Origin of the sequence: Mesorhizobium sp. M0496 (genome assembly GCF_040321205.1) — a bacterium.
Taxonomy (GTDB): domain Bacteria; phylum Pseudomonadota; class Alphaproteobacteria; order Rhizobiales; family Rhizobiaceae; genus Mesorhizobium.
This window is the reverse complement of record NZ_JAMYRC010000032.1, coordinates 1-12,765: the sequence shown is the minus strand read 5'-3', so window position 1 is coordinate 12,765 and position 12,765 is coordinate 1. Positions and strand designations below refer to the sequence as shown.

11 protein-coding genes and 2 pseudogenes are annotated in these 12,765 nt (G+C 59.5%); 8 read left to right on the top strand and 5 right to left on the bottom strand.

Features of this window, described 5'->3' with window-relative positions:
- The first annotated feature begins 280 nt into the window (after window positions 1–280).
- From NKI73_RS23610 to NKI73_RS23590, 6 genes and pseudogenes are all read left to right on the top strand, one after another.
- The gene (locus NKI73_RS23610; protein ID WP_023671853.1) at window positions 281–535 is read left to right on the top strand and encodes a hypothetical protein; all 255 of its coding nucleotides are present in this window, start codon (window positions 281–283) and stop codon (window positions 533–535) included.
- A 937-nt stretch (window positions 536–1,472) separates the two neighbouring features.
- The gene (locus NKI73_RS33710) at window positions 1,473–1,838 is read left to right on the top strand and encodes an insulinase family protein (RefSeq protein WP_023783323.1); all 366 of its coding nucleotides are present in this window, start codon (window positions 1,473–1,475) and stop codon (window positions 1,836–1,838) included.
- A gap of 20 nt (window positions 1,839–1,858) precedes the next feature.
- Window positions 1,859–2,113, top strand: a complete 255-nt coding sequence (locus NKI73_RS33705) for a hypothetical protein (RefSeq protein ID WP_502909597.1) — start codon at window positions 1,859–1,861, stop codon at window positions 2,111–2,113.
- Between the two features lie 174 nt (window positions 2,114–2,287).
- A pseudogene (locus tag NKI73_RS23600) lies at window positions 2,288–2,629 on the top strand (aldehyde dehydrogenase family protein); the annotation flags it as partial.
- 73 nt (window positions 2,630–2,702) lie between these two features.
- Window positions 2,703–3,223 (top strand): annotated as a pseudogene (locus NKI73_RS23595) (aldehyde dehydrogenase family protein).
- On the top strand, window positions 3,220–3,753 hold the full coding sequence (locus tag NKI73_RS23590) for an aldehyde dehydrogenase family protein (RefSeq protein WP_352633201.1): 534 nt from the start codon (window positions 3,220–3,222) through the stop codon (window positions 3,751–3,753). Before NKI73_RS23595 ends, NKI73_RS23590 begins: the two are co-directional and overlap by 4 nt.
- Window positions 3,754–4,093: 340 nt before the next feature.
- On the opposite strand, the gene NKI73_RS23585 is transcribed toward NKI73_RS23590, so the two are convergent.
- From NKI73_RS23585 to NKI73_RS23565, 5 genes are all read right to left on the bottom strand, one after another.
- Entirely contained in the window at window positions 4,094–4,303 is a 210-nt protein-coding gene (locus NKI73_RS23585) for a hypothetical protein (protein ID WP_023783318.1), read from the bottom strand.
- Between the two features lie 227 nt (window positions 4,304–4,530).
- Complete coding sequence (locus NKI73_RS23580) at window positions 4,531–6,534, bottom strand: class I tRNA ligase family protein (RefSeq protein WP_023783317.1); 2,004 nt, start codon at window positions 6,532–6,534, stop codon at window positions 4,531–4,533.
- Between the two features lie 336 nt (window positions 6,535–6,870).
- Window positions 6,871–7,650, bottom strand: a complete 780-nt coding sequence (locus NKI73_RS23575) for a phytanoyl-CoA dioxygenase family protein (protein ID WP_023783316.1) — start codon at window positions 7,648–7,650, stop codon at window positions 6,871–6,873.
- A 502-nt stretch (window positions 7,651–8,152) separates the two neighbouring features.
- Window positions 8,153–9,457 carry a lysine N(6)-hydroxylase/L-ornithine N(5)-oxygenase family protein gene (locus tag NKI73_RS23570; RefSeq protein ID WP_352633200.1) on the bottom strand — a complete coding sequence of 435 codons (1,305 nt, stop codon included), beginning with the start codon at window positions 9,455–9,457 and terminating at the stop codon, window positions 8,153–8,155.
- 74 nt (window positions 9,458–9,531) lie between these two features.
- The gene (locus NKI73_RS23565) at window positions 9,532–9,852 is read right to left on the bottom strand and encodes a hypothetical protein (protein ID WP_156939513.1); all 321 of its coding nucleotides are present in this window, start codon (window positions 9,850–9,852) and stop codon (window positions 9,532–9,534) included.
- Window positions 9,853–10,914: 1,062 nt separating this feature from the next.
- Here NKI73_RS23565 and NKI73_RS23560 point away from each other — a divergent pair.
- Both NKI73_RS23560 and NKI73_RS23555 read left to right on the top strand, forming a co-directional pair.
- The gene (locus tag NKI73_RS23560; RefSeq protein WP_023783313.1) at window positions 10,915–11,376 is read left to right on the top strand and encodes a hypothetical protein; all 462 of its coding nucleotides are present in this window, start codon (window positions 10,915–10,917) and stop codon (window positions 11,374–11,376) included.
- Window positions 11,377–11,589: 213 nt separating this feature from the next.
- Window positions 11,590–12,270 (top strand): OmpW/AlkL family protein, encoded by a 681-nt coding sequence (locus NKI73_RS23555; protein ID WP_280790481.1) that lies wholly within the window; start codon window positions 11,590–11,592, stop codon window positions 12,268–12,270.
- Window positions 12,271–12,765 lie beyond the last annotated feature (495 nt).

The window sequence follows — 12,765 nt, the reverse complement described above, 5'->3', positions numbered from 1 at the left end:
AGAGTTGGGCGCAGCAAAAAGCGAAAAATTGTTAAGCCCCGATCAGCTGGCGCACTCCATTGTAGCGTAGCCGCCAGCAAGCACTGTCCTACACTACCGCTCGAGCATGGCCGGAAGCGCCCGATTTCTTCCAACGCTCCTCAGCGCCACGTCGATGGCTCGTGTTTGGAGGCGTGGGACGTAAGGCCGACCGCTGCTCGTGCCGCCAGGTCAAAGGCCGGGTAGTTCACGGATCTGCCTTCGTGCATAACACCTCGGGAGCGCCTTAAGGAGTTTCGAGTTGGATTGTTTCAAGAGGGTCGAGGGGTTGATCGATGCGACCAGCGTGGAAGCGATCGATAGCGCGCGCGTTTTGCTGGACCAGTTCAAGGGCAAGTCAGAAACAATCGCCCAAGCGATTGACGACTTTCTGCTTGATTTCATGACCTTGCTGTTTGTGGTAGAAGCCACCCGCGAGCAGTTCCACAATCCGGCGAGGCGGTTAGCGCGCATCAGATTGAGCAAGGTCAGGCTGTTACTCACGCGATGCTCTTGACCTAAGCGACAACTCCGCCAGGCATGCATTTGCAGCCGAACGCACCAGGCGGTATTTTACGCACATCAAATCAATCGCGACCGCTAAATTGCTGTTTGGTGCCCAGGGACGACGGCTAGCGCGGACAGCTTCCGTGCTGCTGTCCTGCAGCGGCAAATGTGCGGCATGCCCCCATCCAAGGCGAGCTCGACGTTTGTTTCTTACGTTGACCAAGGTCCGCGAAAGCACTCCCCTTTCCCGCAGCAACTCATCACGTTCAACGGCCTCGCGGCAGGCCATCACGCCAGAAGAGAGCAACGGCATCGTTTTTCCCGCCCAGTCCTACGACCTCGTTTTCCAGCACCTCGCGAATGTCGCCACTCGCCGTTTTTTTATTCAGGTCCGTCTTCGCGCGCGAGCTGGCTCCGCGCCCACTTAGCTACGCTGCTCACGCCTCAACCATTCAGCACCGCCCGGTCTGACTGTCGAGAACATCGGTCCGCTGGAGCGACAACATTTCAATTCTGACCGTCGGTGCAGCGGCCTTCGAAGCGCATCCTGTACCCCTCTCCGGCAGCGCGCCTAATCGCCTTCCGAAGGAAGAAGATATTCTCAGCCGTGCTCGCGTCGCCTTCAGCCCTGTTCGATCGCCCACAATGTCGGATGCGCAACATGGCAGAGCCCGATTGTCGACAGCCTCCAATAGTTTTCTGATCTGGCACGGTGCATGCCTGGTCGTCCGCGAGACGTCGCGGACCAAGGAAAATCCCTCCAATGGCCACCTCCCCAAGAACACCGCCGCAGGTCTCCGGGGTCCAGCCGAAGATGGGGCTCGAGCAAGGCCTGGCCCATGATTCATCTGGCTCGGCGCTGCCCGCCGATCCTCCTACGCGGAGGCGAAGACGCAGCGCGTTCATTAAAATGAGGAACAAATCACTTTTGCCTCGAACCCTTTGCCTTGCCAAACGCAGCCATCGATCGCGCCCTGGCTGCGCAAGGCGTTCACTGCCACCGCCCTGGCCCTGGTGACGACCGCTCTCCGGCTCTGGCCGCCACCGACAGCGGCAAGATCGCGGATTTCCTGCTCGGCAATGGCATGGGTCGACATCCCCGATCACCGCGCGCCAATCGTCACTCATATGGTCTGGTACAAGGTCGGCAGCGCCGACGAGCACCCGGCAAATCCGGACTTGCCCATTTCCTCGAGCGTCTGATCTTCAAGGCGACCACCAACCGCGCCGACAGCGAGTTCGACCGAGCGGTCTCAGTCAGCGGCGGCTACAATAACGCCCTCACCGCCTATGACTCGTTTTGGGCGAGATGATGGGCTTCGAGGCCGATCGCATGTTCAACCTCATCCTCAACGAGGATGATATCAAGGCCGAGCGAAATGTGATCCTGGAGGAGCGCCGTTGGCGCAGAGAGACGAACCCGCAGGTCTGCTGGACGAGGAGGTCAACACGACATTGCGGCCGAATCAGCCCTACCGCATCCCGGTCAAACGGCTGGATGCAGGAGATGGAAACGCTGAACGGCACCGACGCATTCACGATCTACAACAAATATTTCCGACCGAACGACGCGGTGGCCGGCACGTAGAACCAGGCGCTGGCCGCGAAGACCTTTGGCAGGGTTGTGCGCGGGCCGCACCTGCCCGCGCGCAACCGCCGGTCGAGCCCGGCTAGTAGAACCGCCACTCATCTTCTAGCGAATTCAGGTATTCTCCCTTTCCAGTTGGCAACCGTGGTCTGCTAGCTGTCTGGCCGAGGTCCTATGAGGAGCTTGGACGTCCGGACTACACACCGAACCTGCTATATACGCCTGGCGTTGAGGAGGAAACCGATTGCCCTGTGCCCGCCGATGATCGGTCACCTGAGATCCCCTGACCTGTTTGGACCCATCGATCGCCTGCCGGCACTTGGCACGCGGATTAGAGAGCGGACATTCGAGGTCCTCAACCCGTCGACCGGCGAAGTGCTGGCAGAACTACCTGACATGGGAGTCGAAGAGACATGCGCTGTAATCGAGAAGGCCTATGTCGCGCAGCCTGGATGGGCAGGGTTTACCGCACGTGAGCGCAGCGATGTTCTATGGCGATGGCATGAGTTGATCATCGACCACACCGACGATCTCGCAGCAATTCTGACCGCGGAGATGGGCAAGCCCGCTTGCCGAGGCCAAATCGGAGATATCGCATGCTGCGGCGTATCTGCAATGGTACGCCGAGGAGGCAAATCGCGTCTATGGCGAGACGATCTCCGCACCATCGACGGACCGCCGAATGCTGGTGATCAAGCAGCCCATCGGGGTGGTCGGCACGATAACCCCATGGAATTTCCCTGCCTCGATGGTGGCGCGCAAAATCTCGCCAGCCTTGGCGGCGGGCTGCACGATTGTCCTCAAGCCCGCTGAACAGGCGCCGCTCGTGGCTGGAGCAATGTTCGCCCTCGCCCATCAGGCAGGCTTCCCCGAAGGCGTTGTCAACCTGATCTATGCGTCCGAAGGTGACGCGGTCGGCGGCGAACTTTGCACAAATCCCAAGGTCCGCAAGATCAGCTTCACCGGTCTACTGAGATCGGGCGCTTACTCATGCGCCAGTGCTCGGACCAGATCAAAAAAGTCAGCCTAGAGCTCGGCGGCAATGCACCCTTCGTCTTCGATGATGCCGATATCGATGCCGCGGTTGACGGTGCGATCCAGGCGAAGTGAAATTCGTGGAACGGGCTCGCCAACTTCAAGTTGGTGACGGTTTCGCTCCCGGAGTGGACATCGGGCCTCTCATCGACAAGCAGGCTTTGGCCAAGATTGAATCCCATATTGCCGATGCCGTAGCTAAAGGCGGCGCAATTCGATGCGGGGGCAAACGCGTCGGCACGAATGGCACGTTTTTCCAACCAACGGTCCTGACCGGTGTCACCAGCGAGATGACCGTCGAGCAAGAAGAGACATTCGGGCCGCTCGCACCGATTATTCACTTCCAAGATGCGGATCAGGTCCTGCGTGATGCCAATGAAACAATCTACGGGCTCGCGGCCTATTTTTATGCCTCCAACCTGAAGCGTGTCTGGCGTGTCGCCGAGGCCTTGGAATATGGAATGGTCGGGGCAAATACCGGCCGGATGTCTTCGGAAGCGGCGCCGTTCGGTGGGATAAAACAGTCCGGGATCGGGCGGGAGGGATCCCGCCATGGCCTCGAGGACTACCTCGAAATGAAATATCTCTGCATGGGCGGCATCTGAAGCATCGGCTTGAAGGGTTCACAGACGGTGTAACCTAGCGAGCGATCTCCAAATATGTGAATTGTAGGATCGATCGGGAGCTGAGGGGCGGCTCCGTACCCGAGCAACACGCAATCCTGAGGAGCGCCTCTCGACGAGACAAGCGCCTGCATGTCGGCGAAGACGGCGCGCAACCTAGGAGGATACGCTTGCGACTAGTGGCCCTCGCCGACTATCTACAGGCGACGGGCTGTCGTTGCGCGGGTATGGTTGGAAGCTTGTGCACCATAGCTATCGTGAACGCTGGTTGTGAGCAATATCCGTTTTCGTGGGCTGAATTTGAGCTGCCATATTCCAATTGTCAGTAGCTCAGTTGTTCTTCGGCCGACGGCCGCGCCGGTACAGGCTCGGACAGAACCGAAGATATCATCAGGCAGGCATTCGCATTGGTGATCGGCGCACGATCCAGGGCGCCAGGTTGACCAAGCGGATCGAACCGCATGACAGCCTTGACCGACCGGAGGACGGAAATCCCAATGCCGAAGAGGTTGGTCAGCGCAGTCGAGCCCACACGGCATTTGCCGCACGAACAGCAAGGGTTGGGAAGAGATCGGCCGAGCGGCCCTCGAAGGCCGGGGCAGGGTATCGACGATGCGTTGGTTCAGGTCCGCCAATCTGATACCCTTTGATAGCGGCTTCGGTCGCCAGTGACAGCGAGTAAAGATATTTGGCATCATCGGCTTTGATTGCCGCGCAGATCTGGCGAGATTAGGGTAGCTCACTGGTGCACCTTTGGGCTCATAGTGCTTCCTCCTCATCGAGATGAGGATTGCCGGATTTGGCGTAGAACACCAACACGGGTCCGAGATCAAAGCGCGTCCAAGGCGCAAGGCGCTGGACGGACCGGGGCCATGTTTCGGTTGAGACGCCATCGATGCCTCGCGCCAGCGTTTTGGCGAAGCGGGGCATCAGCGGAGCGAGCGTCGGTGCCAGGATCGCAGCGGCCGTCGTCTGAAGGGCCAGCGAAGTCCGATTTCGGGCGGGATAAAAACGTCGCGCCGCCGCATAGTCTCGCGCCCCACGGTACATCACGCAATCGCGCACGAATTCGCAGACCTGAGTGGCCGCGCGCCGGACCGAGAAGCCTTCGTCCGAATAGGCGCGCTCCATCGCCGCGCGATAGATCTCTATCCGAGCAAAAAAGGCGCGGTCCACCGGGCTCCAGTCGCCTGCATCGGGTACACGGCCAGCAAAATCCTGCTTGATTTCCTGGTTCAACGCATCAAGCCAGTTCACCCAGATACCTTGGAATACCTCGTTGTCGGTGCGGCGCAGCCCGTCCAACGTGAAATCCGTCCGCTCCCCTTCCGGGCGTGTCAGGCCCAAATGGAGGCGCACGACGTCGACTGTCTTTGGGCTCAGAACGTCCTTGCCCCAGACCGCATGGCGGCAGCTGGTTGAGAACTTCTTGCCGTCGAGCAGGTAGAACTCGTTGACGTGATAGTGGATTCGCGGCGTCCAGTGGGAGAAGACCTCGGCGTAAAGAGCGGGGTAGAGTAGCGCGTGGTAGAAGGAATTGTCGAAGCCGAAGAAATGGACAATCTGCCAATCGCTGCCGGGCACCTCCGCCTTCCAGTCGCGACCCAGCGAGCGGCCGAGCGCCTGGATGTTGTAAAGAAAACCGAAGGCCATCTCCGGCCAGACCCAGATCACTTGCCCCGGGAACCCTTCCGCCGGCAGGCCCCAGTCCGAGGGGTGGGTAATGGGCACTGAAAATTTCCCGCGTCGGCGTACGCGTGCGAAGAGATCCAAGATCCGTAGCGGGACCCCAGACGCCCTTAGATGCCGGTCGATATTGTCGTAGCATCGGTCCAAGGCAAGTTCCGGGCGGCGGACGGAGCCGACCAGCGGCGCCTCGGCAGACTGCCGTGACCGGGCTGCACCCAAGTCGTGGCAAAGGTTTGGGGCGCCGCATTCCTCGCAGATGTTGCCTCCGGCGGAGCCGCCGCAATCGGGGCAGAGGCCGCTAACATCCGGCTCGTAAAGATAACGGCTTGTCACGGCATCGAAAAGCGCAGGGCTCTGGCGTAGATCTATCGCCGTGCTGCTCAGAAGACTGCGGAAACAGGCGGTTTGAAACTCGCCATAACCGTCATCGCCCATCGTGGCTTGGAAGCTGTGGACCTCACAATCGAGAAGTGCAAGCGTGGCGCGAATCTCGTCGGCGTAGTAGCGCGCCACGTTTGCAGGCGTCGATTGATCGGCATCGGCGCGTGTCGCGACGTAGCTCTGGTAATCGTCGCTTCCGGTCAAGTGATAGGCCTCGACTCCTTTCATGCGCAGGAAACGAGTGTAGACATCAGCGCCGAAATACGGGCCAGAAAGATGCCCCAGATGCAGATCGCCATTTGGCGTTGGCGGCGTGGAGAAGACGAAGATTGGGCCGCGTGGAGCCGTGGTCTTTGCAGCGGCATCAAGGGCGGCCTCGCCGTCTCGCCAGTAGACAGCGACGAAATCCAGGTCTTTGTTTCCGTCATTGCGCAGCACATGCGCTTCAAAAGGGTGGAACAGAACGACATCGCCCGCCTCAACCGAGATTTCCCCCCGGTCGGTGGTGACATTGCCCGATCCTGACAGGATCACGAACGCCTCGATTTCGTCGTGCCGATGGGGCTCGGATGTGACGCCGGGTCCAACCTTTCCGAATGAAAACCCCGTGCGAGTGCTGCCCGTTCCAAGCGTGGCCGTGTCGATACCAAACGCCCGCGACAGTTCCGTTCGAGAAAACGTGTATTTGCGCATGACAACCAACCTAAGCTGTTGAAGCAGTGGGACCTTCGGCTGCCAAAGCAACAGCCTCCCGTGCAATTCGTGGAGAGAAACGGCAGCCCGACCCGTTGGCGGCCCGGCCAGGATAGTGCAGCTCTGGACCGGCAAGCGGGCAACCAAGGGGGGCACTAGTCGGGCTGTAGGCGCACAGAAGACCGCCTGCGACCACCTCCGCAATCCGCGTGCCAAAGCGTCGTAACGGGCTGCGGTCGATGCTCCGCGAGCCCGCAATTCAGACGTCCATACCGTCCGCGCATTTTTGAGCGGTCGATCAGCTTCGCGTGCATGCCTCCGCCTGGCTGCGTGAGCTCAATCGCGATAGAAGATGCCATTTGGGGGCTTGAGATTGTCGAGATCGGCCACTTTGCCCTCGGGCGGGTTAAGGGCGCGCTTAAGCACGTTATATTCAGCGCGGGTCGGCCCGCCGGTTGAAGCACGCTGGAACACCAAGTAGAGTGTCCGCCGAGAACGATTGCTTTTGTTCGGTCGTGAGTAGTGCGGTGCGTAATCGTCGAAGATGAAGATGTCGCCAGACTTCCATACTACGGGTTCCCAGGAGAACTTTTCGGCAACTTGAGGGTCGATCACCCCACCGGCATCCATGGGAAACACCCCCTTCTTGTGGTTGCCGGGGCTGAAAAAAAGCCCGCCGTTTTCCTCGTCGGAGTCGTCGATGCCTATCGCAACCACCGCATGGACCATCCGATCCGGGAGTTTGTGTGGAATGTGATAAATGTCCTGATGCGGGAGATAGCCGCCGCTGTCGGGATAGTGGAAAATCAGCAACTCCTTGAGCCTACGCGAAGCTTCGCCAAGCAACTCCTCGACCGCTGACTTTATGCGCTGATCTTCTAAGAGCAAACGACGCAATGGATCATGGAAGTCGAGAAAATTCTCCATCTTGGAGGTGATCTTTCGATTGTCCGTCGTCTTCTCGAACCACATGAGCCATTTATCATCGCTGACGGCCCAGCGTGACATATCTTCGACAAAGGTAGAGATATCTTCCTGAGCCGCTGGATCGAAGAACCTTTCGAGCCTGACGTATCCGTCCTTCTGCCACTTTTCTCTTTGTGCATCAGTCAACATGCGAAAAGCCTCCTGTTCGAAAGGTTTGGTTGGACATGCCAATTAGGGCAGTCGGGCGCTGATCAAGTTGCGGGTCCACGGAGACGGACTCACGTGATGAGGGAGGCGATGCTAAGTGCGTTCCACTCCGGCGGATATTGTCCGCAGAAGCTCGGCGCGAGACTGCCTATGTCAGGCTCAGCCCGGTCCAGGGGTTCCGTAAACTGAGCCGGATCAGTCGCTTCACCCGGTTCAACCACGACACGCATCGCTAAAGGCCAGCACCATCCGCTGACCGCCGACCCAGCCATGGCCGCCATGGCCACGGCTCTCTTCCGAGTGAGCGACCTAGTACGGTCTTGACAACCGTAGGGGAAATGCACACCCCCAGAATAAGGCGATGCGCCGCTTGGTCCAAGGGCTTTTTCGGTCACGATGATTTCGGAGAAGCCTCCGGCCTTCGCCGCAGCGGAGGCGGACATCATTCCTAGGATGCTACCGCCGATAATCAAAAGTCTACGACTCATATCCCGCTGCCCATTTCTTCGGCTGCGGGGTCGGGCCGGCTCTCGATCGAGGTATGGCTGATGAAGCCAGGATGCTCGGGGTTCGCGCATGGCGCGCGCCCAAGAAGGCTATCGAGGATGCGGCGCGCGCGCCAGGCCAGCAGGCTTAGGTTCGGATCGGCCAGACCGCGCTGCCCGAGGCTCGCGTTTTGTACGAAGATGCGTCTGCCACGCGGTCCGTCCCAGCTCACCGAAAAATCCTCGCGAATAGCTAATTCATTGTCGATCTGCTCCAGCCGGTGCGCGATGGGTTCCAAGAAGTCTGGCACCGCGTTCTCGTAACCGGTGGCCAGGATGACAATGTCAGCCGTGACTTCTTCGACCTCGTCCATGCCATGCTGCAGGGTCAGCCTGTGACCCGATCCGGCGTTGATGCAGTGCGAGACGGTGCAGCCCGGCCGCAGTGTGATGTCGCATCGGTATGGCTCGAAAAATGCATGGCGGTACAGCGCCTGATAGATCGCGCGCAACGTGCTTTCCGAAATGCCGTCCGAAGCAAGCACGAAACGCCGCAGGAGCAGCTTACGCTGCGACTCGCTCATCGCCGCGAAGCGATCCGAAAAGCAGGGCATGAACAACTCGTTTGTGAACGGGCTGTTGTCCAGAGGCAGATAGTTTTCGCGCTGCGAGACCCAAGTGATCGAGTCAGGCCGCCGTTCGTTCGGCAGGCCGACAAGGTGCAACATCACCTCGGCTCCCGACTGGCCTCCGCCGACCACGCAGACATGCTTTCTCCGCACCTCAGGGTGGATGTGCAGTAAAACCGATGAGTGGAACAGGTTGCGTCCAATCCAGCCCTGAAATTGAGGCGGAATTTGCGCCTGCTTGCCAATGCCGACCACAACGTTTCTGGCGCCGAGAACCGCCTTATCCGTCCGCACCTGAAACTCGCCGTCAAAGCGGATTTCGCGCACTGTCTCGCCGCCACGCACAAGCGGGTTCCTGTGGAAAACCCAGTTCAGGTATTGTTCGAACTCCACTCTGAGCACGGCTTCGAACTGTGCGTTCAGGAAGTGATACAGACGCCCGTTCTCGTGCAGGAAGTTTACGAAAGTGTAGGCTGATCGCGGGTTCACGAGAGTGACCAGGTCCTTGAAGTGGCTGACCTGGAGCTCCGAGGAATCGAATGCGATGCCTGGATGCCAGCGGAAGTCGACCTGCCGATCCAGGAACACTGCCCCTTTCCCAACTTGCTCGTGTATCTGACACGCAAGGCTCAAATTGGACGGGCCAGCACCGATCCCAACGCAAGATAACTCCACCTGCTTCTCCTATAGCGTCTTCCCACTAGGCGGCTTGTTCGCGGCGAATATCGGCAATAGCCATTAGCCTCCGCTCACGGACTTCGAGCCTCAGTCCCGACCGGGCTTGCGAGAATTTGTCCTGCGCGTTCGGGTCCTCGCATGTAGACCCGCGCATTCCAGCGCGGTGACAATCGACGGGTCATGCCGGCGACGTGGGGCAACGACGTTTGTCCTTTTCCGCCCGTCTGGATGCCCCCCTCGCCGTCACGCGAGGAGCTTTCCAGGCCCACTAAGGTGTTCGAAGCCGGCGCAATCGCCCGCCTGGACCAAGACGCGCCGGCCTTCGGCGGCTTGATGGCAGGCGAGAGCGCGGTTTTCACTGCGGCGACGGCATTTTCGGTGCGCATGATCATGGACGACGTCTCGCAGATGCGTTCGCACAGCCCCATGCATGGGCCGTGCCAGAGAAGGAAAGCTTTATTTAACAATGGATGGTGGATTTGCGATCCTGTCGGAAATCCGACATTGAGGGACGCCTCACGGCGGCGCCCGATTTGCACGGCCCTGTCGTCTTTTCCGAATAGCTAGTCGGGCACCTTCTGCACCAGAATACTTCTCTTATGGAGACCAGCAGGAAGCCTTCATGAACGGACAGTGCATAACCTGGTGTCTCTGCCGGACAGATCGCGATATGGCTTCTCCCATCGAGGTCGGCAGTTGCAAGAGCTGCCAGATTCTTCGCCCTATCGTGCCGTTGCACTGGCTCGATCCCGACATCCTCGGAGGCCGCGATCATGAAGAGTGACGCAATCTCACGTCCGCCGCGAGGCCTCTCTCATGGGGAAGCAATTCTCTATGTTGGTGTCTCGGATCGATGCTCTTGATGAGATGGTTGCGGATGGGCGCATGCCCTGACCTAAGCGCATCAATGATTGCGCGATGTGGGACGTTCACCAACTGGATTGTCGAATCTCTGGAAAGATAGCCGGAAGACAATTGCGTTATGACCACTCTGCCGGTTCCAAAGCACGTGCGCCATTCGGTCGCTGCGACTCAATCCAGGCGGAGGGATGAGGCCGCAAAGCAGTCTTTTGCGCGCCCACACCGGTGGGCCAGGATGGAGCCATCGTAAACGCAGTTATTCGATGATCGCCGCCGCGGAGCTCGTCAGGCTGTGCCGCATCCGACACCGGCGACGTAGTGATCGTCGATCGCCCCGTCGCCGATGCGATCCGAAGCTCGGCCAGTTTCGCGGTGAGCTTCACTGCTTATTCCGCAGTGCCCACCGAGCTCGCACCGGAGGTTCTATGAGGCGGTCACGGCTGCACTCGTTGTCGGGTCTTCGACAAAGTCGGACATGAGACACACCGCAATCAGAGCCATGTCATTGTTGTGAAATGATTTTCTCGTTTGGCACGACACGTGCGAGGCTATCCGCAAACGCGCTGCGGCAAGGACTGAGGAGAAATCATGCCATGATTAAGCTCGCCGAACATGCGGTCGCAGCCGCGAAAACTGGGCCTTTCCGAGCCGACAGGACGTTGCGGCTGTTTTCCAGTCGGTATCATTCTTCACGTTATCCGGACATGACCGTATTCGATTTCCGCCCAACGCTGAATGCCCCAGACGATGATCCCTATCTTTGGCTCGAAGATGTAGAAAGAGAACGGACACTTGCCTGGGCCGCCAGCCAGTCGGCTAGGACCCTGGGGCACTTCGGTGGAACACAGTTCGATCGCGACCACGACGCCCTGACAGCGATCTCGACCGTCCCTGACAAGGTTCCCGTGATCAGCGCCGCGGTCAGTGCCTCTACAAGTTCTGGCAAGATGCCGGAATTCCTCGCGCACTGTGGCGCCGGGACCACCTTGCCGCTATCCGCCGATCCTGCTCTCCACCACGAAGCGGGCGTGCGTCCACCCGGGCCATGCGGGTAAGACGGCTGCAAAGCTGCAGGCCTTTGGTTATCCCGCTTACTTCTAAGTGAGTACAGGGTCGATGATTGCGAGCACGGCGCAAATAATGTGTGCGCGGTCCCACGCAAACTGCGCATGAGCGCCGCGGCAATCTCAAGCAATTCGAGCAAGACTTTTCGTAGTCAGTCCACAATTCTGAAGAGCAAGGAAGAGAGTATCATGGCGAGAAACCAAATGCGAGCGGCGCGGGGCGTAACAGCGGCCGTTGTCCTCATCGTGATAGGACAGCAGGCCGTCGCGGCGGACCTTGCGCAAGCCGCGAGCGTCCCGCGGGCAGGAACCCCGGTCACGCAAGAGCCAAGTCCTTGGCAACTCCGCCTGCGTGGGTTGGGGGCCATCACCGAGGATTCGGGCTACGTCAATGCAGTGTCAGGCTCCGGTCTTTCCTATTCGGACACCGTGATCCCGGAACTCGATATCTCCTATTTCTTCACGGACAACATCGCCGCCGAGCTCATACTCGGCACCACCTATGCGAACATCGAGGGCCGAGGAACGATCGGCGGGCTGGGCAGTATCGGCAAGGTTTGGCTGCTGCCGCCTACGCTCACATTGCAGTATCATTTTACCAATTTCGGCGCGTTCAAGCCCTATGTAGGCGCCGGCGTGAACTACACAATCTTCTATAACCAGGGTGCCGGCAGTGCCGATGCTCTCAAGGTTAAGAATACGTTCGGCACCGCGCTGCAGGTCGGATTCGACTACATGGTGGATCAGCACTGGGGCGTCAACTTCGACGTGAAGAAGCTTTTCCTTAAGCCAGACTTCGACGTCACGGTCGACGGCGCGAAGCTGACGGGCAAGGCTGCGCTCGATCCGTGGTTGATAGGCGCAGGTGTCACCTACCGCTTCTGATACGCAACGCGAAGGCGGCCCTGCTGTCAGCCGATCTGAAATGAAGGGCGCCTCGGGCGCCCTTTCCACGCCGGCGGTGCACGGGCGAGTCGACCCGGATCATTAGGGGGGTGGGGCCTTGTAACCCTTGGGTGGGGAGGTGTCCGAATCGGAGGAACGTTCTGATCAACTTCATGCGATGACCATCCAACGCATAGCAGCCGATTGTCGGGGATACTTGAAGAAGCCGTTGTTAAGAGTGGGCGTCCCCGCCTGCACCCGACCAGGTACTTGCCAGTAGCAGCCGACAGGCTGCCCCGCGCCAGGGGCGCGAAGCCGAACGGGGCAAGATCGGTGAAGCCAGCCGAAGAAGACCGGGCGCGGTTCACGAGCAGCCGGCGGCGGCCCCCCCCGGCCGGGGGGCGGCGGGAGATATGGTTGAGGGTTGGACTTTCACAAATACACCACGCCCCCGGGCAACGAGATGGAGTATGAAGGTGGCGCGGGGCGCGTTAA